We start from the raw sequence: 22,488 nt of genomic DNA, 5'->3' as shown, positions 1-22,488 counted from the left end.
CGAGGTGCCGACAGCAGCTAGGAGGCGGCCTCGCGGCGGGCGCGGCGGAGGGCGGCTTGCATGCGGGCGATGTAGAGGGGAGTGGGTGGGACCCAACCCAATTGGGTGGCCTGGCCGAGGTCGTCGCGGTTGGCCCAGTGTTCGATGAGCTGGCCGTCGACGATGCGGCACCAGTGGGATTGGGTGACGGCGAAGGTCTTGCCGGTGGAGGGGAAGGCTTGGACGGGGCGGGCGTTGTCGTCGTAGACGATGAACGGGCCGATCTGGCGGCCGGACATGGTGGTGTGGACGGCGACGAGGTCGCCGGTGCCGACAATGTCGTGGATTTCCCAGTGCAGGTCGGCGAACGCGCCGCGCAGCCATTGGGCGCTGGCCCATACGGCGGCGGGGCCGCGGCCGCGGGCGGCGGGAGGCTCGGCCTTGGCCTCGCGGTTGATGGAGTCGGGGTGGACGAGTGCGTCGAATTCCTCGCGGGTGCCGTCGCCCATCATGCGGATGCAGCGCACGGCGATCCCGTGAACACCCGAATAGGTGTGCGTCATGGGAGTCCCCTTTCTGGTGGATCGCAATGACCTTCGACCGTATTCGGGACCTGTTTCACCACAATTACAGCTCGGCGGTGCCGGTGAACAGGGCAATCATGTCGGTCCAGGACAGGGTCGGATCGGCGGTCACGGTGTCGAAGGCGCGGCGGACGCGATCGATCAGGTCGGGACCCGCGAAACCGAGGTAGCGGCTGGGATCGGTGCCGAGCCGGTCGGCGTGCGCGAGCGCCGCGGCATGGAGTCGAATCGCGGTGTCGGCGTGGCCGAGTTGGGCGAGGGCGTAGCTTCCGGCGTAGACGGCGGCCAGTTCGTCGGAGAAGTGCGGCTGCTGTTCGAAGGACCGCACCGCGCGCTGCAGGAGATCCAGGGCGCGACGCAGCACAGCTCGATCGGCCGCCGGATCGGCGAGCAGACACCAGGCGACCAAGAGGTCGGTGATGCCCGCGCCCGAGACGAATCCGCCGCGCGCGCTGAGTTCGTGTGCCCGGGTGAGGGTTTCGATGGCCTGCTCGTGTTTGCCGTCCTGGAATTCCACGATGCCGATGCCCCACAGCGCGGTGGCCCGCAGATAGTCGGGGGCGTCGCGCTGATCGCAGGCGGCGGCGAAGGTGCTCGCGGCGGCCGGCAGCGCGGTGGTGTCGCCCAGGTCCGCCAGGGCATTGCAGCGCCGCAGATGCGCCTCGAGCAGCAGCAGGTCGTGGTCCGGGTCGGTGTCGTCGAGCAGAGCGAGGGCGTCCTCGGCGTATTCCAGCGCGGACTGGGTCGCCCCGATGTGCGCCGAGGTCAGCGAGAGCGCGATCAGGGCGCGGGCCCGGTCGGCGGCGGGTGCGGACGGGCAGGCGGCCAGCGCCGCGCGCAACAGCCGGATGCCCTCCGGCACCACACCCGCGGTCACCCAGAAATAGGTGAGCGCGCCGGTACTCCGAAGCGCTTGCAGCGGAGCGTGTTCCAGATCGTGGGCGATGGCCGCGCGCAGGTTCGGCAGTTCCCGCACCAGGGTGCGCACCGCGTCGGTGAAGCGCGGCCCGGCGAACAGTGCCACCTGATCGGCGATGAGCGCGCGAGCCCACTCGGCGTGGGCGGCAAGGGATGTCGTTGGATCCGGATCGAGCTGGCGGCAGTAGCGGCGGATGGTCTCGAGCAGTCGGTAGCGGCCGTGCCCGGAGGTCAGATCGACGGTGAGGACGGATCGGTCCACCAGATCGGCCAGGCTCGCGAACACGGCGGCGGTGGCGGTCTCGTCGCGAACGGATTCGGCTGCCCGCCAATCGAATCCGCCCTCGAAGGGCCAGAGTCGGTGCAGTAGCGCGCGGTCGGTGTCGGGCAGTTGGTCGATGCTCCAGCCGATCGCGGCTGCGAGCGACGGGTGCGGTGAGATCGACCCGCGCGGGGTGGCACCGAGGACGTCGAGTCGCTCGCGCAGACGTTCCGCGAGATCGTGCAGGCCGATGGAGCGGACCCGGGCCGCGGCCAACTCGATCGCCAAGGGGAGACCGTCCAGCACGGTGCAGATTTCGAGGGCGGTCGCGGTGTCCGCGGCGCTCGGCCGCCAGTCGGGGCGATGGGCTCGGGCACGGTCGAGGAAGAGTTCCAGAGAGGCATCCCCGATCGCGAGCGGGGCGAGCGGAAGGACCTGCTCGCCTTCGATTCCGGTGGGTCGGCGACCGGTGGCGAGAATGCGCAGCCCGGGACTCCGCGCCAGCAGCGGCAGCACGAGCTCGGGCAGATCGTCGACCAGGTGTTCGCAGTTGTCGAGAACGAGCAGCTCGGTCCGGTCCGCGATCGCCCGCCCGATCGTGTCCGGGGACGCCGCGGCCGGTCCGCTCAGACCCAGCGCCGCCGCGGTCATGGACACGAGCGCGCCGGCCTCGCGCACATCGGCCAGCCGAACCAGCCGGGTGTCGTCCCGATCGGCGGCGTATTCGATGACGAGCCGGGTCTTGCCCACCCCGCCCGGGCCGGTGACGGTCACCAGGCGGGACCGCTCCAGCAGCTCCGTCAAAAGCGCCGATTCCCTTGCCCGGCCGATGAATCGAGTCGACGGCCGAACAATGGCCGGAGCGACCGCCTCCGGCACCGCCTCGATCGACACCGGCGCGGCCGCGGGCAGCAGCTCCGGATCCTGCGCGAGCATCCGGCGCTCCAACTCCCGCAGCGCCGGTCCAGGTTCCACCCCCAACTCGTCGATGAACAGCCCGCGCACCCGCCGCAGCTCGGCCAGCGCCTGCGCCTGACGCCCGCCGCGATACAGCCCCAAGGCCAGTAGTTCCCACAGCCGTTCCCGAAACGGCGTCTCGACGACCGCCTCGCTCGCGGCCGCGATGACCCGCGCGGTCTCCCCGCTCGCCAGCCGCGCGGCCTGCAACTCCTCGAACGCCACACCCCGCAGCTCGGTCAGCCGTGTCCGCATCCCCGAAACATGCAGCGAATCCCCGAGTTCGGTGAACGGCTCGCCACGCCACAGCCCCAAGGCCGCCTCCAACGCTTCGGCCGCTCCGGCGGCATCACCGGCCGCCAGCCGCCCCAGCCCCGCCTCCACCCGTTCCGCGAACACCTCGTGATCGAACCGCGCCGCCAACGCGTACCCCCGCGCCGTGCGCGCCACGGCCGCCCGCCCCACCGCCACCCGCACCCGATGCACCACCACCCGCATCATGTTCTTCACCTCGTCGGTGAGCCCCACCCCCCAAACCAGTTCCGCCAGCACCGAATCCTCGACCGCACCCCCACCCCCGGTAGCCAGCGCGGCCAACAGCCGCCGCGGCATCGCCCCACCGACCTCCCGGGCGACACCGTCCACCTCGATCTCCACCGGACCGAGATCTCGACACACCAACACCTCGCCACGGTAGCCGACAAGCAACCGACGAGCCCGCCCCCGAACCCGGAGGCAGCCGGACACACCTGTAAGTCATCTGAAATGCCCGCCCGGAACAGTGGTCACCGACGTCGGCCGACGGCCGAACCCGGTCGGCCCGGCCGTCGAGGGGTGCCGTACCGACCGGGGCCGACCCCGATCTTGATCACGGTGCGGGGGAGGGGATTTGCCGACCCCCGCCTCGGAAGAGTTTTTCCGCCTGCGTTGGACCCCGTGATCGGCTTATGCTCGGGGTGAAAGGCTCGTTTTCGTATCGGGGTCGCTATGGCGCATGTCGATCCGTTCTCCACGCGCCGCGAAGTGACCAATGGGTTCGCGGCGGAGTTGGAGGCTGCCGGGTTCGGGGAGCCCACCGAGATCGGGCGGGGTGGGTTCGGGGTGGTATATCGGTGTTTTCAGGCCGCGTTGGAGCGGACCGTGGCCATCAAGGTGTTGACGGCGGATTTGGAGTCCGAGGCCCTCGAACGGTTCGTGCGCGAGCAGCTGGCCATGGGGAAGCTGAGCGGGCATCCGAATATCGTGACGGTGTTCGAGGTGGGATCGACCGATACCGGTCGGCCGTTCATCGTCATGCCGTATCACGCGCACGGGTCGCTGGACGGCCGGATTCAGGAGCGCGGGCCCGTCGGATGGCAGGACCTGCTGTGTTTCGGGGTGAAGCTGTCGGGGGCGTTGGAGACCGCGCATCGGCGGGGGCTGCTGCATCGGGATGTGAAACCGGCCAATATCCTGCTGACCGAATACGGGGAACCGCAGCTCGCCGACTTCGGGATCGCGCGGCTGACAGGCGGTTTCGAGACCGCGGCCGGAACGGTCACCGGGTCGCCCGCGTACACCGCGCCCGAGGTGCTGCAGGGGCAGGCCCCGGATGTGACGGCCGATGTCTACGGTCTGGCGGCCACGCTGTTCTGCGCGGGAACCGGGCACGCGGTGTTCGAGCGGCGCAGCGGCGAGCAGTTGGTCGCGCAGTTCGTGCGGATCACCAAGCAGCCGATGCCGGACCTGGCGGGTGCGGGACTGCCGCCGGATCTGACCGCGGTGATCGAATCCGCCATGGCGCGCGAGCGCGGTGACCGGCCCGCGTCGGCGGCCGAATTCGGGTCGGCGCTGCGGGAAATTCAAGAGCGGCACGGACTTCCGCTGGACGAGATGGCGATTCCGCTGCCCGCGGCGGACCTGGGGGAGCAGCGGGCGACATCGGGCACCACGAGCGTCGGCGCACCGACCGGTCGGACCCCGACCACGGGCCGCCGCCGCACCGGGCGCACGACCGCCGCGACCCCACCCGTCCCCGCCACCCGCCTGCGTCCGCCCACCGTCAGTCGCGCGCTGGTCGAACGCCCCCGGCTGTTGGACGCCCTGCGCTCGGGCCACGATCGCCGTCTCGCGGTCGTCCACGGCCCCACCGGATTCGGCAAGACCACCCTGGCCGCGCAGTGGTGCGCCGCCGTCACCGCACAGGGCGGTTCGGTGGCGTGGCTGACCGTCGACAGCGACGACGACAATGTGGTCTGGTTCCTCTCCCATCTGATCGAGGCCATCCGCGCGACCCGCCCCGCCCTGGCCCGCGAACTCGGCGACCTGCTCGAGGAGCACGGCGACGAGGCTGGACGCTTCGTGCTGACCTCCCTGATCAATGAGATCGACCGTCGCGGTGAGCATCTCACCGTGGTCATCGACGACTGGCATCGCGTGGCCGACACCGGCACCCAGGCCGCGCTGCGCTTCCTGATCGAGAGTTGCAGCCCCGCCCTGCGCATCCTGGTGACCAGCCGCCGCCAGACCGGCCTGCCCATGAGCTCGATGCGCGCCCGCGGCGATTTGGTCGAAATCGACACCGCCGCACTGCGATTCACCGCCGACGAGGCCTACGCGCTGCTGGTCGACCTGGGTGGGCTGGATCTGGATCGCGGTGACGTGGAGGACCTCGTCGAATCCACCGGCGGCTGGGCCGCGGCCCTGCAACTCGCGGCCCTTTCGCTGCGCGGCAGCTCCGATCCCGGCATGCTGATCGGCCAGCTCACCGGCCGCCACCACGCCATCGGCGAATTCCTGGCGGAGAACGTGCTCGAGACCCTGGAACCCGGCGTGCTCGACTTCATGGTGACGACCTCGCTCACCGAACGCACCTGCGGCGACCTGGCTTCCGCGCTCACCGGTGTCGCGGACGGCAAGGCCCTGCTCGAGCAGATCGAGCAGCAGGATCTGTTCCTGCGCCGACTCGACGGCGGCCAGTGGTTCCAATACCACCAGCTGTTCCAGGATTTCCTGCGCCAACGCCTCGAACACGACCACGCCGAGGAGCTCGACGAGCTGCACCGCGCGGCCTCGGCATGGTTCGCCGAGCACCGGCACGTGAGCGAGGCCGTCGACCACGCGCTGCTGGCCGGGGACGAACAGCGGGCCGTGGAAATCGTTGAGCGCGATGGCATGTCGCTGCTCGAGTACGGGCAGATGGCCAGCCTCATCGGGCTGGTGAACAAGCTGCCGCCCGCGGTCATCGAGACCCATCCGCGGCTGCAACTGGATCTGGCATGGGCGAATATCCTGCTGCACCGGGCCGGTCCGGCCGAACGCGCGCTGCAACTGGCCGAATCGACCCTCGAGACCGGTGAACTCGACCGGCACACCGTGGATCTGCTGCGCGCCGAGGCGGGCGTGGTGCATTCGGTGATCACCGTCCGCGCCGATGTGCTGACCGGCGTGGAGGAACGGCTCACCGCGTGTTTCATGCTGGCCGACGAGCTGTCGCCGTATGTGGTGGCCATTGCCGCCAATGTCGCCAGCTTCGCGGCGGGCTACCGCTACGACTTCGAGGAGGCCGTGCGAATCCAGGAGTGGTCGGCTCCCTACATGCGCCGAAACAAGGGCCAGTACAACAATATTCACGGCCTGTGCTTCCTGGGTCTGGCTGCCAGCCTGCAACTCGACATCGCCCGCGCCGAACAGTATTTCCGCAGCGCGTTGAAGATCGCCAAGCAGTCCGGCGGCACCCACTCCTACGGCACCCGCCTGGCCGGTTCCCTGCTCGGTGAACTGCTCTACGAGCGCGGGGAACTCGCCGAGGCGGAACGCCTGCTCGACGAGGGCTACAAGCTCGGTCCCGACGCCGGTGTGGTCGATTTCAAGCTGGCGCGCTACGTGGTGGGCGCTCGCGTGAAGGCGCTGCGCGGCGATCGCGCCGCCGCCATTCGCCGCCTGAACGAGGGTGCCCGCGTGGCGATGTCGATGTCGCTGCCCCGGCTGCGCGCCGAGGTCGAGAACGAACGCCTGCGTCTGGGTCTGCCGCCGCACCCCGAGTTCGGTCCCCTGCCGGTCGTCGATTACGCCCACCGCCGCATCCCGACCGACCCCATCGACGAATTCACCATCCTCTACGAGGAGTTCACCGCGATCCGCCTGCTGCTGGCCGAATCCACCCGCGACAGCCTGGAACTCGCGTGCGTCTGGGCCCAGGAATGGGTCGACCGCCTGGCCGCCGTCCACCGCCCGCGCGAACTCCTCAAGGCCCGCCGCCTGCTCATCGCCTGCCTGGCCGCCAGCGGCCGCATCGACGCCGCCAAGGCCCTGTTGGCCACCGTCACCGCCCAATGCGCCGAACACGGTTCGGTCCGCTACATCCTCGACGGCGGCCCCTACGTGGTCGCCACCCTCGCCGCCCTGCACGCCGACCAAATGGCGGGGCGCTGGCATCCGGACTGGCCCGAGGTCCCGCCCGACTTCCTGCGTGCCCTGGTGGACGCCCACGCCGCCCAAACGATCTGAACGGTCGTTCGCTCAGGGCTGCACTGTTCGCCGGGTTCGGGAGAGTCGCGCGCGGTTAGAGTGAGCCGGCTGGGCGGTGGCGTTAGGCGGGAAAATGAGTGTGACCGAACCTGTGCACGAGGCGCACGAGCGGGCCAGCTGGGCCGAGCTGTTCTTCGATCTGGTGTTGGTGTTCGCGGTGACGCAGGCCGCGCATGTGGCGTTCGCCGGGCAGAGTTGGGGAGCGGTCGGACAGACGGTCCTGTTGTTGGCGATCATGTGGTGGTCCTGGGTGGGCACCACCTTGGCCGTGCACGGGGTCGAGGATTCCACTCGACAGCGCCTGTTCCTGTTCGCCTGCGGGCTGTGCATGTTCGTGGTGGCGATCACCGCGCCGCACGCCTTCACCGGACACGCGCAGCCGCTCCTCCTGGCGGGCGCGCACCTGGTGCTGCGCGTACTGCTGTGGGCGGAAATGCAGCGCAAGCGGGCGTTCGCGCAGGCGGGGGCATTCGGGAACTGGTTCAACCCCTTCACCGTCACGGTCATCGCGGCCGTGATCCTGGTGGTGGCGGGACTGGTGCCCCCCGGGGGAATCCGCAACGGGCTCTGGATCATCGCGGTCGCGCTGGCCTTCGGCGGTCCGGCGCTGCTGGCCCGCAAGCTGGAGACCGTGCAGTTCGGCGCGACGCATCTGCCGGAACGGTTCGCCACCTTCGTGATCATCGCGCTCGGCGAGACCGTCGCCTCGGTGGGTTCCGAAGCGGCCGAAGCACATCTGGGCGTCGTGTCCTGGATTGCCGTGGTGCTGATCTTCGCGCTCGGGTGCGGCCTGTGGTGGCTGTACTTCGCGTACGGGTTCTCGGCGGTCGAACATTCCCTGCGCACCAACCAGATTCGCGGCACCGTGGTGCGGGACGTGCTCAGCTACGGTCACATGCTGCTGGTCGTCGGACTGGTACTGGTCGCGGTGGGATCCCGGACCCTGGTCGAGCATCCGACCGCGGTGGCGCACGGCGCGACCGGATACCTGCTGCCCCTGGGCGCGACGCTGTTCGTGGCCGCGTTCCTGTTCACCCGCTGGCGCATGTTCGGCGCGGCCACCCTGGGCCGACTCATCACGACCGTCCTGCTGGCCATCCTCACCCTGGCCGCGCCCGTGCTGCCGCAGATCGCCGTTCTCGCGCTGACGACCGCGATCCTGGCCGGGCTCAATGTCTTCGAGCACTGGGTCGTCGCGACCGGCCGCCCGCTGCTGCTCCTGCGCAACCCGCTGCGCGCGCGTTAGCCCAGCAGCCGGGCGAGGCGATCGCGCAGCGTCGTGCGGACGGGCTCCGCGCCCAGCCAGTCGGCGATATCGGTGATCACCTCGGGGTCAACGTGATTCGGCTCGACATAGTCGCCCGGCGTGGACGGTCCGGTGCCGGGGAAGAGCAGGTGGTCATCGGCGGCATGGACGCGAATGGTGACGTCGGGCGAGCCGGACAACCCGTTTCGCCAGAGTCGGAGGTCCTCCTCGACGGTGACCTGGTAGTCGCGCCCGCCCTGCACGAGGAGAATCGGGCGGTTCAACGCGGCGGCCGTGGCGACCTGGTCGTAGTCGCGCAGGTCCAACCAGTAGGAGGCGGGCCAGTTGAACAGCAGCTCCGCGGTCGGCGTTTCCGGTGAGAGCGTTGGGCTTTCGGTGCGAGCCACCTGCAGGCGAGTGGATTCCACGGTCTCGGTCATGTCGGTGTCGGGCTGCACTTCGGCAATGTGCGCGAGGGCGCGGAGGATCGAGCGGGTGAGTGGAATCGTGTCTCCGGCAAGGATTCCCACGCCCGCGATGGCGGAATCGGCGGCCGCGATACGCGGGGCAGCCTTACCGCCGCCACTGTGGCCGACCACGTAGACGCGCGCGGGATCCACACCGGGTTCGCGGCGCAGCGACTCCACCGCGGCGAGGGCATGCGGAAGGTACTCCTCGACCATGGTGAAACCCGGCGCGCTCTCGAATCCACTGTGCGCGTAGGTCAATTTGTCGAACCGCACCACGGCCGCACCCCGACTCGCGAGCCCCCAGGCCAGGTCCTTGAACGGCTTGTTCGGCCCGATCGTGACATCCCGATCGACCGCCCCGGACGCCACCAGCACCACGGCGGGTCGAGCCCCACGGCCTTTCGGCATGGTCAGCGTGCCGGACACCGCGGTCTCACCGCCACCCAGCGTGATCTCCCGCTCGGTGAACCGGCGCGGATCGGCGTAATCCGGTGGGGTCCAGGCGGATTCGTCGGGCGCCGCCAGCCGCAACCCGTGCAGCTCACCCCGTCCGTCCACGGCCATGTGCACCACGATCCCGCCGCGTTCGCAGGTGAGCGCGACCCGCACCCGCGTCAGCCCCGCGTCCGCGGCTTCCCCGGCGGGCGTCCCGACCGTGCGAACCGCACCGACCTTGGCGATCTCACCGGTCCATCCGACCCGCACGGTGTCGGCCGACACCACCTCGGCCAACCGCGGCGCGAACAAGGTCGCCAGCTCGTCGAAGCGTTCGTCACGCAGCAGCTCGACAACCTTCGATGCCACGGTCGCGGAATCCATGTCAACGCTCATGCCCCCAACCTTTCTTAATCAGTGCAATCATTCTTACAATTGAGAAAGGTAGCAGTATGTGAGAAGGTTTGGTAGTGGAAACCTTCGAGCTGCTGGCGAATCCGGCCCGCCTCCGCATCGTTCACGCCCTGCGCGGCGACCGGACCCTGACCACGGGTGAACTGTGCGCCCGGCTGCCCGACACCTCGAAGGCGACGGTGTACCGCCACGTCGACACCCTCACCGCCGCGGGCGTGCTGGAGGTGGCCGAGGAGCGGCGCGTGCGCGGCGCGGTGGAACGGCTCTACCGGCTGCGCCAGGACAAGGCGTCCATTCCTGCCGAGGCCGCGGCCGAGCTGCCCGCCGACGCCTACCGCTCCGTTTTCGCGGTCGCCATGGCCGTGCTGATGGCGGAGTTCAACGGCTATCTCGACGGCGAGAAGGCCGATCCGGCAGCCGATCTCGTGGGTTTTCGCCAGCACGCGCTGTGGCTGAACCGCGCCGAACTCGAGCAGATGATCGCGGAACTGCGCGCGGTGATCGCGCCGCGACTGGCCAATCAGGCCGAACCGGGCCGCGACCAATATCTGTTGAGCCCCATCATTTTTCCGATCGAGCGACCTCGCTGAGGCGGCGGGTCAGGTAGGCGCGCTCGGCGTCATTGGCCGTGAGGTCGAGCGCGATCCGGTACTCCCGTGCGGCGGCATCGTTTCGGCCGAGGCGACGAAGCAGGTCGGCGCGGGTGGCGGCGAGCGCGTGCGCCTGGTCGGGACCGGGGGCGGGCAACTCGTCCAAGAGTTTCAGCCCGACCTCGGGGCCGGAGCGCATGGCCACGGCGATGGCTCGATTCAATGCCACGGTGGGGGAGGGCACTTGGGCGAACAGGGCATCGTAGAGCGAGACGATGGCCGCCCAGTCGGTCTGCTCCGGCGTCTCCGCCGCGACGTGGCAGGCCACGATCATGGCCTGTAACTGATACGGCCCCAACCGTTCCCGGCGCGCGGTGCGGCGCAGCTCGGCCATCCCCACCGCGATCAGCTCGCGATCCCAGCGGGTGCGATCCTGCTCCTCGAGGGGAATCAGCGCACCGTCGGCATCGGCACGCGTACGGGCCCGCGACTGTTGCAGCAGCACAAGCGCATTCAAACCGCCCGCCTCCGGATCGTCCGGCATCAGTTCCACCACCAGCGCCGCCAGCCGCTGCGCCTCGGCCGCCAGATCGGCCCGCTGCAACCGCGGCCCGGCACTGGCCAGATAGCCCTCGTTGAACAGCAGATAGATCACCCCGAGCACCGCGCGCGTGCGTTCGGGCAGCAGATGCGCGGGCGGCACCCGGTACGGAATCCCGGCGTCGCGGATCTTCTGCTTGGCCCGCACCAGCCGCTTGGCCATGGTCGGTTCGGGAACGCCGAAGGCGCGGGCGATTTCGGCGGTCGTGAGCCCGGTCAGCGTGCGCAGCGCCAGCGCCACCTGGGCCTCGAAGGCCAGCGCCGGATGGCAGCAGGTGAAGATGAGCCGCAGCCGGTCGTCGGGAATGGTGTTGTCGCCCACGGACTCTCCCGGACTCTCCAGCGGTGCCAGCGCCCGCAGCTTCTCGGCCCCGACCCGCTCGCGGCGCAGCCGGTCCAGGGCGCGGCGGCGGGCGGCGGTGAGCAGCCACGCGCCCGGCCGCTCCGGAACGCCGTCGCGCGGCCAGGTGCGCGCGGCCAGCGTGAACGCCTCCTGCGCGCACTCCTCGGCCAGATCCCAATCGCCCAGCCCGCCGATGAGGGTGGCCACCAGCCGCCCCCACTCGGTATGGAAGGCGGCGGTGATGGCGTCGTCGACCTCGGTCACGTGCGGACCGGGCGGATCTCGACCTGTCCGAACCGGCACGCCGGATGCCGGGCCGCGATCTCGATGGCCGCGTCGAGATCCTCGACCTCGATCAGCGCGAATCCGCCGATCTGATCCTTGGCCTCGAGGAACGGCCCGTCGGTGAGCAGCACCTCGTCGCCGCGCACCCGGACCGTGGTGGCGGTGTGGCTGGGATGCAGGCCCTCGTGGGCGGTGAGCACGCCGCGGGCCAGCAGGTCGTCCATCCAGGCCCGGAACTCGCGTATCCCGTCCTCGGACACCTCGTCGTCGATCCGGGATTCGTCGGCGCTGATCAGCAAGAGATATCGCATGGTCGTCTCCTTTCACCCCCACGACGAACGAGCGGGACGGGGATGGACATCACTATGCCGATCTCCGCTGTCCATCGCCGGGATTCCCGTTCGTCGTTCCGGTGTCAGCACCCGATCGATGGAGACCCGACATGCCCACCGCAGACATCAGCACCGTGAAATCCGCCGATGGCACCGTCATCGCCTACCACCGCGCCGGTACCGGCCCGGCCATCGTGTTCCTGCCCGGCGCCTTCAACGACAGCACCACCTGCGCGCCCCTGGCCGAGCAACTCCAGGACCGCTACACCGTCATCCGCCCCGACCGCCGCGGTCGCGGCGAGAGCACCGACGCCATCGGCCCGACCGCGGCGATCACCTACGACATTCGCCGCGAGATCGAGGACCTCGACGCCGTGATCGCCGATATCGGCGGCAGCGCAGCGGTTTTCGGCTTCTCCTCCGGCGGCATCCTGGCCCTCCGGGCCGCCGTGGCGGGCTCGCACATCACCCGACTCGCCCTCTACGAACCGCCCTTCGCGCTCGCGGGCCTGTCCGGCCACCTCCCGCAACGCCTCCCCGAACGCCTGGCCGAACTGATCGCCCGCGGTGAACGCGGCGCGGCCGTGGAGCTCATGCAGCTCGAAGGCATCGGGCTCCCCGCGGAATTGATCGCCCAGGCCAAGCGGTCGCCGATCTGGCCGCAGCTCGAGGCCATCGCGCAGACGGTGGTCTACGACGCGGCCATCTGCCGCCCGCCCAATGTCCCCACCCCGGACATGGCCCGCCTGGACCTCGAAACCCTGGTGATCAGCAGCCCCGAATCCTGGCCCGGCGTCCGGACCGCCGCCGAGGCGCTCCCGTCGCACCTGGCCCACGCCCGCTACGTCGACGTGCCCGGGGGAGCCGACCACGGCATCCCCGCCGAGGCCACCGCCAAGGTCCTCGACGCCTTCCTCTCCGAGGACCGGCACCGAAATCGTTGACTTCCGCCCTCCGACACCCGAATCCACGCCATGGTTACTGTGAGTAAGGAATTCGGTGAGGAGTGATCGCATGTCGAAGGCGGATCTGCTGATTCGGGCGGGAGCCATCCACACGCTGGTGCCGGGCCAGCCCCCGCAGCGGGCGCTCGCGGTGCGCGGGGATCGCATCGCGGCCGTGTCGCCGGACCGGAACGGGCTCGACGCCTGGGCCTCCGGCGACACGGTGGTGATCGACCGCCCCGACGCCACCGTGCTCCCGGCCTTCGACGACACCCACACCCACCTCATGATCGCCGCCAACAGCGCCCACGACGTGCCCGTCCACACCGCCCGCGATCTCCCGGAGTTGCTGGAGCTGATTCGCGAACGCGCCCAACGGACCCCGCCCGGACAGTGGATCCGCACCACCGCCAACTGGCAGGAGATCAACCTGCCCGAGCGACGGTTTCCCACGGCACGGGAACTGGATTCGGCCACCGACAAGCATCCCGTCCTGGTCATGCGCGGCGGCCACAATATCGTGGTCAACAGCGCCGCTCTGGAATTGGCGGGCATCACCGCCCAGACGCCGGTCCCCGCCGGTGGCCACATCGGGCGCGACGCCGACGGCACCCTGAACGGCTGGCTGCAGGACAATGCGATCCCCCTCGTCGCGCGCCTGCTGCCCGAGGCCACCCTGACCCAGCGCATCGACGGATTCCGCACCGCCACACAGGATTACGCGGCCAAGGGCATCGGCACGGTCCGCGACGCCATGGTCCCGGTGAGCGACCTGCCCGTGCTGCGCGCCGCCCTGGCGGCCGACGCCCTGCGGGTGCGGGTGCGAGTCATGGCCTCCGCCTTGGGATTGCGCACCGTCGACGCCGTCGACGACCTGCTCGACCGCCTCGAGGAATGGCGCTACCTCCCCGGCCCGTGGCTGCGCGTGTGGGGTGTGAAGTTCGGCCTCGACGGCGGCATCGAGGCCGGGGCCACCCGCGAACCGTACGCCTGCGACCACGGCTTCCACGGCTACCTGACCTGGGAGCCAAAGGTTTTGACCGAGGCCATGGACCACGTGCTGCGGCGCGGCTGGCGCATCGGCACCCACGCCTACGGCGATCGCGCCGTCGAGCAGCTGCTCGACATCTACGCCGAACTTCAGGCCCGGCATCCCGGCCTGCCCGCCGGTGCGCTGGTCATGGAACACGGCGGCCTGGCCGACGCGCAACTGCGGACCCGCGCGGTCGAGCTGGGCATCCCGGTCACCATTCAGCAGCCGCTGCTGCACGACATCGCGCGGATCGAAGACACCTACTGGGGTCCCGAACGGGTGAATCGCCTGTTCCCGGCGCGCGGTTGGCTCGACGCGGGCGCGCTGGTCACCGGCGGCTCCGACTATCCGGTCGGCGCGTACGGGGCGATGCGCTCGGTCTGGGGCATGGTCACCCGCGAGACCGTGACCGGCGTGCGCGGCCCCGAACACGCCATCACCGCCGCCGAGGCCATCGCCCTGCACACCACCAATGCCGTTGCCCTGCTGGGCGAATCCGACGTGCGCGGTCTGCTCACCCCCGGCCGCCTGGCGGATCTGACGCTCTGGGACGTCGATCCCACCGTCGCCACCCCCGACCGACTGCACGGCCTGAACCCCACCCACACCGTCCTGGGCGGTCGGGTGGTACACGGTCGCCCCTGACCCGCCCGCGAGCTAGCGGTCACGTCCCGTATTGATAGCTAACTGATTGCTAATGTGACGCCATGGGTGCAGACCAGCGACTATGCCGATCGCGACCCGTATGCCGATCGCGACCCGCCGGGTTCCCGTGACGATCCGGTGGAGCCGGGAGGCGGTGGAGACGCTCACCGCGTTTGTGGCCGCGCTGATCGCGGGCCTCTCGCTCATGGTGCCGATCGACTTCGCCTGGACCTCGCGGAGTTCGGCCCTGCATCTGAATCTGCTCGTTTTCAGTCTCCCGCAAGCGATTGCGGCGGGTGCGCTGATCGCCGTGGTGGCCGCCGTGCTGGCGACCGCGCTGGGCGGGCAGAGTCTGCGCTGGGGTGTGGCGCTGGGCGGCGCCGTGCTGCTGTTCATCAACCATCTGCTGGGTCGGCACGCCGTGCTGGGCACCTCGCTGGCGACCCTGAACTTCCTGGACACCATTGCCGGTGGCCTGATCCTGGGCGGCTCGGGTGCGGCGGTGCTGTCGCGCTCGCGCATCGAATCCCGGTACTCCTGGACGGTTTTGGCGTGGCTGCTGGGCGCGATCAGCGGGGTCATGGGCGACGAGTTCGCACCGGAGATCCGCGCCACGGGCGTCGATCAGCACTTCCCGCAGAACTGGCCCGCCCTCGACAATCCGCCGCTATGGCTCATCACCGTCGCCCTGCTGCTGATCGGGCTGCGATTCCTGCGCGAGCCGGGCGCCCAACCGGCCGAACCGTATTCGATTCAGCTGCCGATCGTGCCGATCATCGCGGGCGGGCTCGTGATCGGGGTGAGCCTGCTGTGCTCGGGCGTGCTGGCCCGGCACGGCGACAGTCTGCCCGCCATCGCGGCCACCACGGCGGCCGCCATCGCCGCGGCGGTGCTCGCCGCGCTGCTGCTGCCCGACCGCGACGGCACCCAGGTACTGCTGGCGGTGGCCCTGGCCGGTGCGGGCAGTTCGATTCTGGCGACCGACATTCCGGCCTGGTCGCTGCCGATCCTGCTGCTACTGCTCGGAATCGGGCTGCTGGCCGGAACCCGCTGGCCCGGGGTGCGGGTCGCGGCCGTCGGCATCATCGGCCTGGCGGCGTACTCGGTGCTGGTGGTGGCGGCCGGGCACGCCGCCGTGCTCACCGGGCTCGGGCACGTGCTGCTGTGCCTGCTGGCCGGATACGGCTTCGGCGCGGTCACCCCGCGCTACGGTTCCACCCGCGTGCTCGGCATCGCCCTGATCTACGTGCCCTCCCCGGTCCTGGCCCTGCGCGATTTCGCCCGCCGCGGCCACTGCCTGCTCACCGACTCCGGAAAACCCTGCACCCTGAGCGATTTCACCTCCTTCGCACCCGGCTGGATGGCCACCGCCCTCGCCACGGGCTGCGCCGTGGGCCTGTGGTGGCTACTGCGGCGACGCCCCGACAGCGATCCCGAGGGCTGACCCGGCCCCGCCTGGGTACGGTGGCGGACATGAACTCGCTGCTGCACCGGATCCTGGATATCGCCCCGATCTGGGTGTACCTGGTCGTCACGCTGCTGGTGTTCGCCGAGGACGCCATCTTCGTCGGATTCGTGATCCCCGGTGAGACCGCGGCGGTGCTGGGCGGCGTGGCCGCCAGCCAGGGGCACGTGGTGCTCGGGGTGATGATCGTGCTCGTGGTGGCGGCCGCCATCATCGGTGACAGCGTGGGGTACGAGGTCGGCAAACACGTGGGACCCCGACTACTGCAGGCCAAAATGCTGGACCGGCACCGCGGCCGCCTCGACAAGGCCCAGGACTATCTGGCCCGGCGCGGCGGCTGGGCGGTGTTCCTGGGCCGGTTCACCGCCTTCTTCCGCGCCATGATGCCCGCCCTCGCGGGCACCTCCCGCATGCCCTACCGCCGCTTCCTGATCTTCAACGCGGCGGGCGGAATCGTCTGGGGCACAACGTTCGTGGTGCTCGGCTATGTGGCCGGGCAGTCCTACGAGCGGGTGGCCAAGGCCGTCGGCCGCGATATGGCCATCGGTGTCGCGGTCATCGTCGTGCTCGCGCTCATCGTGTGGAAGCTGCGGGAACGGCGTCGCGAGAAGGCGTTCGAGGCGGAGTACGAAGCGGCGCACGAGGCGGAGTGACCTCCTCGCCCTCGATATCGATCGTGGGCAGCACCCGGTCGAGACGGCGCGGCAGCCACCACGCGGCCCGGCCGAGCAGCGCCAGCACCGCGGGCACCAGGGTGAGGCGAACGGCGAAGGCGTCCACCAGGACTCCCACCGCGAGCGCGAAGGCGATCGGCTTGACCAGGGCGTCGTCGGTGGGCACGAACGACGCGAAGACCACCACCATGATGGTCGCCGCCGCCGTCACCACCCGGGCATTGTGGCGGGTGCCCGCGACGATCGACCGCGGCGCGTCACCCTCGCGCAGCCACTCCTCGCGAATGCCGGACACCAGGAACACCTCGTAGTCCATGGCCAGGCCGAACAGCACACCGACCAGGATGATCGGCAGCACGCTCACCACCGGACCCACGCGTGAGACCCCGAACAGGTCCGCGGCCCAACCCCATTGGAACACCGCCACGGTGGTGCCCAGCGCCGCCGCGACCGACAGCAGGAACGTGACCGTCGCCTTCACCGGCACGGCGATCGACCGGAAGACCACGATCAACAGCACCAGACTCATGCCCACGACAATGGCCAGGAACGGCAGCAGCGACGCGGAAAGCCGTTGCGACACATCGATGGTGACGGCGGTGTCACCGGTGACCGCGATCGTGGTGGTGGGCACCGTGTCGGGTACCTGACCGCGAATGGCGTGCACGAGATCGGCGGTCTGCTGGGACTCGGGTGCGGTCTTCGGGACCACCAGGACCAGCGACTGGCCGGCCCGCTGGGTCGGCTGCGGCGGCGCGACATAGGCGACGTTCGCGAGCTTGCCCACCTCGTTCGCGACGCGCGCGGCCGCGGTCGTATCACCCTGCGGCGCGTCGACGACCACCACCAGTGGGCCGTTGAATCCCGGGCCGAACTTGTCGGCGATCGTGTCGTAGGCCTGACGCTGAGTGGAGTTCACGGCGGCGGAACCGTTGTCGGGCAATGCTGTTCGCATCGACCCGACGGGCAGCGCGAGCAGGATCAGTGACCCGGCCACGGCGGCCACGGTGACCCAGGGCCGCGCGGTGACCAGCCGCGCCCATCGCGCGCCCATGCTGTCCGTCCCGGAGGCCGTGGCCCGGCGATGCGCCCGCGACCCGGGCCTGGGAGCCAAACGGCCACCGGCGAATCCGGCCAATGCGGGCAGCAGCGTCAGCGCCACCGCCACGGCGACCAGCACCGCGCCCGACGCGGCCAGGCCCATGACGGTCAGGAACGGAATGCCGATCACGCTCAGCGCGGCCAGCGCGATGATCACGGTCGTACCGGCGAAAACCACTGCGCCGCCCGCGGTCTGGTTTGCCCGCACCACCGATTCCCGAGGCGACAATCCCGCCGCCAGTTGCGAGCGATGCCGCGACAGAATGAACAGCGCGTAGTCGATCCCGACCGCCAGCCCCAGCATGAGCGCCAGCGTCAATGCCGTCGAGGACACCGACACCACCGAGGATGCGGCGAGCAACCCGCCGACCGTCACCGCGACGCCGAAAACCGCCGACAGCAAAGGCATTCCGGCCGCCAGCAGCGAACCGAAGGTGATCAGCAGCACCAGCACCGCCACCGCGAGACCGAGGATCTCGGTCATGCCCGGATGCATCTCGCCGGCCCCGAACGCGGAACCGCCGACCGAAACCTCCAGTCCCGCAGCGCGTGCCGAGTCGCCGGAGTTCTCCACCGCCTCGCGCGCCGCGGCTGTGACCTTCGAGCGATCCCCGTCGAAGTGCACCACGCCCACGGCGGTGCGCTGATCCGGCGACACCGTCCCCGCCTGCTGCGGTGTCGTCACCCCGATCGCGCCCGGCGCGGTCCCGGCCACCTCGAGGGTGTGCGCGATGGCCGCGCGATAGGGCGCTTCGGTGATGAGGTGCCCTTCGGGCGCGGTGAAGACGACCTGCGCGGTCGCGCCCGCGGTCTCGGGCGCGGTCTCGGACAGCGTGTCGAGGGCGTGCTGGGATTCGGCCCCCGGCACGGTGAAGCGGTCGTCGAGTCGGCCGCCCGCGAGGGCCGCCGCGGCGATCACGGCGATCAGCACCAGGGCCCAGATCGAGACGACCAGGCCCCGGCGTCGGAAGGCGAAGTCGCCGATCCGCCCGAGTAGTGCGCTCATGGGTGATTCCTCCCGGACGAGAGCGATGTTTACGGGTGTGAACTTTATGGGTGTTAACTTGCCCGGGAATCTGTACAGGTGTCAACATCAATGTTGTGGACGTCACCGACGAGACAGCCGCCAAACCGGCGCGCGAGGCCCCCTATCACCACGGGGACCTGCGCAATGCGCTCGTGCGGGCCTCCGCGCAGCTCGCCGAGATCGGCGGCCCGGCCGCGGTCACCGTCCGCGCCGCGGCCCGCGCGGTGGGCGTCACCGCCACCGCCGCCTACCGGCACTTCAGCGGGCACGAGGAGCTGCTCGCCGCGGTCCACGAACAGGCCGAGGCGGCCCTGTTCGAGGCGCTCGCCACCTCCATGAACGGTGTTGCGGACCAGGGTGATCCGACCACCACCGCGATCGCCCGGCTGGCCACCGCCGGGCGCGCCTACATCGAATACGCCGTCCGTGAGCGCGGCCTGTTCCGAACCGCGTTCTGCGGCAGCGATATCGACGCCCATCTGGACAAGGACGTCTTCGAAGACCCCATCTTCCAGCTCATCGGCGTCGGGCTCGACGCCCTGGTCGCGGTCGGCTACATGGATCCGCGGCAGCGTCCGGGCGCGGAGTTCACCGCCTGGGCGGCCATCCACGGACTGGCCACCCTCCTCGTGGACGGCCCACTGGTCGACGCCGAGGCCGCCGACCGCGAGGCCGCCATCCAGCACGCCATCGCCACCGTGCTGCGCGGTTTCGCCACCGGACCTGACGCCGAGCCGTACCGCTCGACCGACCCGAATATCGCTCTGCCCGCCTGAATCCGGCGACACTCCCCACGAATCGCCCCGTGTTCACCGGCATGTCGCGCGTCCGTAAGCTGGCGGCGTTTTGATGTCGTCGCTAACAGACTCACGGTGACAAGGTGTCCTGGATGTTGAATCCTCCCGGCTCGGTGCCGCGCACGGGCATTCCCGCGCGCCTGACCGCGCAACTGACCATGGACGAGCAGTACGAGTGGCATCGGTCGTACCTGCGACGACATCGGGTCAGCCGCCGGAACTTCCTGCGCGGCAGCACCGCCGCGGCCATGGCGGCCGGACTCGGCGCGGCCTTCGGCGGACGCGGCGTCGCCTATGCCGAGGACGCGCCGCTGACCGTCGGCGGCCGCCGCGTCGGCTACGGCACCGATGCCGCCAGCCAGCTGCGCTTCTCGGCCCAGCTCTCGCGAAATCCCGGCGCCACCAAGGTGTTTCTCGATCACGGGCCGACCCCCGCGCTGGGCGGCACGCTCGAGGCCGAGGTACGCAACCTGGTCACCCAGCTCCCGCGCACCGACGGGGGCGTGCTGTCGGCCGAACAGTTCTACGTGCACGCGCCCGTGGACGGCCTGCCCGGCCGCATGCCGCACTTCTACCGCTGGCGCACCGCCGACGGCTACCTCGGCGATGTGCTCTCGGCCAATACCGCCATGCCCAGTTCCCGTGCGGCGCTGCTGCCGTTCCGGTTCACCATGATGGGCGATCAGGGCATCGACGACACCCCCGCGCAGCCCACCGGCATGCCCGCCGGGGCCTACCGCAACAAATACGGCGAGGGCGACGCCCCGAGTTCCCGCAATGCCGAGAACATCCAGCGCCAAATCGTCGCCAGCAACCCGGAATTCCACATTCTCGCCGGCGACATCTGCTACGCCGACACCTCGCACGGCGGCGGCCCGGACTGGTTCGTGCCCAATGGCAAGGCCGACCGCGAGGACATCGACGCCTACAACCCGTTCGTGTGGGACACCTACCTGCAGGCCATCGAATCCAGTGCGGGACACGTCCCCTGGATGTTCGCCACCGGCAACCACGATATGGAAGCCGTCTACGGCAACCACGGGTACGGCGGGCTCACCGCGCGCATGGACTTCCCCGACAACGGGCCCGCGGGCTGCCCCTCGGTGTACTCCTTCACCTACGGCAATGTGGCGGTGCTGTCGCTGGACGCCAACGAGGTGAGCTGGCAGGTGCGCGCCAACCTCGGGTATTCCGGTGGGGCGCAGAACAGCTGGGTGGAATCCACGCTCGCCGCCTACCGGTCGAACCCGGACATCGACTTCATCGTCTGCTTCTTCCACGAATGCGCCTACGCCACCGGCATCGGCGGGGCCAGCGACGGCGGCGTGCGCGGAGCCTGGGCCGACCTGTTCGACAAATACCGGGTCGATCTGGTGCTGCAGGGCCACAACCACAATTTCGAGCGCACCGATCCGCTGCGCGGCGGGCAGCCCACCAAGGCCGCGCCCGACAACTCGATCGTCTACCCGGACACCGACGGCACCGTCTACTACGTGGTCGGTGGCGGCGGCGCGGCCCACGGCACCTTCGCGGCGGGCGACACCTACCGCGGCAACGAGAAGCCCGACACCTTCGTGCCCGAGAGCACCCTGTGGGGCGCGGACGGCAAGGAGGGCAAGGAGGCCGCCGCGTGGTCGCGGGTGCGGTTCAGTCGGTACTCGTTCATTCGCGTGGATGTGCGGCCGGGCGTGTTCTCCAGCGAGATGGACGTGGTCGCCGTCGACGAATTCGGGCGCGAATTCGACAAGGTCACCTACCGTCGCCTGGTCTCGCGCTAGGCGGATGCGCCGCGTCACGATGACCGGTTGCGCCGCGTCCTGGTGGCCGGATGAGCGGCCCGTGCGGCGCGGCGCATACTTGACGCCGTGGTTGGGATCGAAACACCGCTGCACATGAGCGGTTTGGTGAGCGCGTGGCGGTGGGACACCTCGACCGTGCTGGTCGTCGCCCTGCTCGGGCTGGCATACGGCTACTGCTTCGCCAAGGGACGCCAACGCGGCGAACGGCTTTCGACCGGACGCCTGGTCACCTTCCTGCTCGGCGGGCTCGGCGTGTGGCTGTACTGCGGGCTCGGCATGATCGGCGTCTACTCCGACACCCTGTTCTGGGTGCGCGCCCTGCAGGTGCTCCTGCTGCTCTACCTGGTGCCGTTCGCGCTCGCCGCGGGCGGTCCGCTCACCGTGCTGCGCGCGGCGCTGGGTCCGCCGGGCCGGAAGCGACTGGACGCCATGCTTTCCGGGAGCGTGGCCCGGCTGCTCACCCATCCGGCCACGGCCTCCATGCTGATCCTGCTGCTGCCCTGGGCGCTGTTCCTCTCGCCCTGGTACGAGGCGGTGCTGCGGCACGGGGGAGTGGACGCGGTCACCCGGATTCTGGTGGTGGCCATCGGGTTCCTGTACTTCTACTCGCGGCTGCAGATCGACCCGGTGCCCAAGCACTTCACCCAGGGCCTGTCGCTGCTCATCACCATCGCCGAATCGCTCGCCGACGGCATTCTCGGCATCGTGCTGTGGCTGGGTCCGCTCATCGCCACCGGCTACTACTCCTCGCTGGGGCGCACGTGGGGACCGGACGCGCGTCTGGATCAGACCATCGGCGCGGGCATCCTCTGGCTGCTCGGCGATCTGCTCGGGCTCATCTACTCGCTGGTCGTCATGCGCGCGTTCGCCGCGGACGAGAAGCGCAAGGCGAGCGAGATGGACGCCGAACTCGACGCCGCCGAGGAGCGACGGGCCCGGCGGAAGACGGTGTCGCGCACGGCGGCTCCGGTCGAGGAGGACGACGAGCCGGTCTCGACCGGACTGTGGTGGGAGAACGATCCACAGCTCAGGGACCGCTTCCGGCGCTGAACCGAGTCCGATTGTGGCCTGGCTCACGA

16 protein-coding genes are annotated in these 22,488 nt (G+C 70.0%); 10 read left to right on the top strand and 6 right to left on the bottom strand.

From position 1 onward, the window contains the following. Window positions 1–17: 17 nt before the first annotated feature. Together VMT65_RS15270 and VMT65_RS15265 are read right to left on the bottom strand one after the other, a co-directional pair. Window positions 18–542, bottom strand: coding sequence for an ester cyclase (locus tag VMT65_RS15270; RefSeq protein WP_326308857.1), 525 nt, complete (start codon window positions 540–542; stop codon window positions 18–20). A 64-nt stretch (window positions 543–606) separates the two neighbouring features. After that, window positions 607–3,384, bottom strand: coding sequence for an AfsR/SARP family transcriptional regulator (locus tag VMT65_RS15265; protein ID WP_326308856.1), 2,778 nt, complete (start codon window positions 3,382–3,384; stop codon window positions 607–609). Window positions 3,385–3,687: 303 nt separating this feature from the next. Here VMT65_RS15265 and VMT65_RS15260 point away from each other — a divergent pair, with 303 nt between their 5' ends. Then, window positions 3,688–7,188: a protein kinase domain-containing protein gene (locus tag VMT65_RS15260; protein WP_326308855.1), complete on the top strand. Its 3,501-nt coding sequence runs from the start codon at window positions 3,688–3,690 to the stop codon at window positions 7,186–7,188. Between the two features lie 94 nt (window positions 7,189–7,282). Continuing rightward, window positions 7,283–8,455 (top strand): low temperature requirement protein A, encoded by a 1,173-nt coding sequence (locus VMT65_RS15255; RefSeq protein WP_326308854.1) that lies wholly within the window; start codon window positions 7,283–7,285, stop codon window positions 8,453–8,455. On the opposite strand, the gene VMT65_RS15250 is transcribed toward VMT65_RS15255, so the two are convergent. Beyond that, complete coding sequence (locus VMT65_RS15250; protein ID WP_326308853.1) at window positions 8,452–9,756, bottom strand: alpha/beta hydrolase; 1,305 nt, start codon at window positions 9,754–9,756, stop codon at window positions 8,452–8,454. The genes VMT65_RS15255 and VMT65_RS15250 overlap by 4 nt on opposite strands. A 74-nt stretch (window positions 9,757–9,830) precedes the next feature. On the opposite strand from VMT65_RS15250, the gene VMT65_RS15245 reads away from it, so the two are divergent. Continuing rightward, complete coding sequence (locus VMT65_RS15245; protein ID WP_326308852.1) at window positions 9,831–10,364, top strand: helix-turn-helix domain-containing protein; 534 nt, start codon at window positions 9,831–9,833, stop codon at window positions 10,362–10,364. Here VMT65_RS15245 and VMT65_RS15240 read toward each other — a convergent pair. Together VMT65_RS15240 and VMT65_RS15235 are read right to left on the bottom strand one after the other, a co-directional pair. After that, window positions 10,336–11,571, bottom strand: coding sequence for an RNA polymerase sigma factor (locus VMT65_RS15240; RefSeq protein WP_326308851.1), 1,236 nt, complete (start codon window positions 11,569–11,571; stop codon window positions 10,336–10,338). The genes VMT65_RS15245 and VMT65_RS15240 overlap by 29 nt on opposite strands. Next, window positions 11,568–11,903 carry a YciI family protein gene (locus tag VMT65_RS15235; RefSeq protein WP_326308850.1) on the bottom strand — a complete coding sequence of 112 codons (336 nt, stop codon included), beginning with the start codon at window positions 11,901–11,903 and terminating at the stop codon, window positions 11,568–11,570. The genes VMT65_RS15240 and VMT65_RS15235 overlap by 4 nt, the downstream gene beginning before the upstream one ends. A 131-nt stretch (window positions 11,904–12,034) precedes the next feature. Between VMT65_RS15235 and VMT65_RS15230 the strand changes: the two genes are divergently transcribed. From VMT65_RS15230 to VMT65_RS15215, 4 genes are all read left to right on the top strand, one after another. Further along, window positions 12,035–12,868, top strand: coding sequence for an alpha/beta fold hydrolase (locus tag VMT65_RS15230; protein WP_326308849.1), 834 nt, complete (start codon window positions 12,035–12,037; stop codon window positions 12,866–12,868). A gap of 70 nt (window positions 12,869–12,938) precedes the next feature. Continuing rightward, entirely contained in the window at window positions 12,939–14,546 is a 1,608-nt protein-coding gene (locus tag VMT65_RS15225) for an amidohydrolase (RefSeq protein ID WP_326308848.1), read from the top strand. A gap of 82 nt (window positions 14,547–14,628) precedes the next feature. Next, window positions 14,629–15,990 (top strand): hypothetical protein, encoded by a 1,362-nt coding sequence (locus VMT65_RS15220; protein ID WP_326308847.1) that lies wholly within the window; start codon window positions 14,629–14,631, stop codon window positions 15,988–15,990. A 29-nt stretch (window positions 15,991–16,019) separates the two neighbouring features. Continuing rightward, window positions 16,020–16,664 (top strand): DedA family protein, encoded by a 645-nt coding sequence (locus tag VMT65_RS15215; RefSeq protein WP_326308846.1) that lies wholly within the window; start codon window positions 16,020–16,022, stop codon window positions 16,662–16,664. Here the strand turns inward: VMT65_RS15215 and VMT65_RS15210 are convergent. Beyond that, complete coding sequence (locus tag VMT65_RS15210; protein ID WP_326308845.1) at window positions 16,585–18,792, bottom strand: MMPL family transporter; 2,208 nt, start codon at window positions 18,790–18,792, stop codon at window positions 16,585–16,587. The genes VMT65_RS15215 and VMT65_RS15210 overlap by 80 nt on opposite strands. 95 nt (window positions 18,793–18,887) lie before the next feature. Here VMT65_RS15210 and VMT65_RS15205 point away from each other — a divergent pair, with 95 nt between their 5' ends. From VMT65_RS15205 to VMT65_RS15195, 3 genes are all read left to right on the top strand, one after another. Continuing rightward, on the top strand, window positions 18,888–19,589 hold the full coding sequence (locus VMT65_RS15205) for a TetR-like C-terminal domain-containing protein (RefSeq protein ID WP_326308844.1): 702 nt from the start codon (window positions 18,888–18,890) through the stop codon (window positions 19,587–19,589). A 113-nt stretch (window positions 19,590–19,702) separates the two neighbouring features. Next, the gene (locus tag VMT65_RS15200; protein WP_326308843.1) at window positions 19,703–21,388 is read left to right on the top strand and encodes a metallophosphoesterase; all 1,686 of its coding nucleotides are present in this window, start codon (window positions 19,703–19,705) and stop codon (window positions 21,386–21,388) included. A gap of 114 nt (window positions 21,389–21,502) precedes the next feature. After that, window positions 21,503–22,459: a cytochrome c oxidase assembly protein gene (locus VMT65_RS15195; RefSeq protein ID WP_442790254.1), complete on the top strand. Its 957-nt coding sequence runs from the start codon at window positions 21,503–21,505 to the stop codon at window positions 22,457–22,459. Window positions 22,460–22,488: the final 29 nt, after the last annotated feature.

This window comes from Nocardia sp. CDC153 (assembly GCF_035818515.1).
GTDB lineage: Bacteria > Actinomycetota > Actinomycetes > Mycobacteriales > Mycobacteriaceae > Nocardia.
This window is presented reverse-complemented; position numbering and strand designations above follow the sequence as displayed.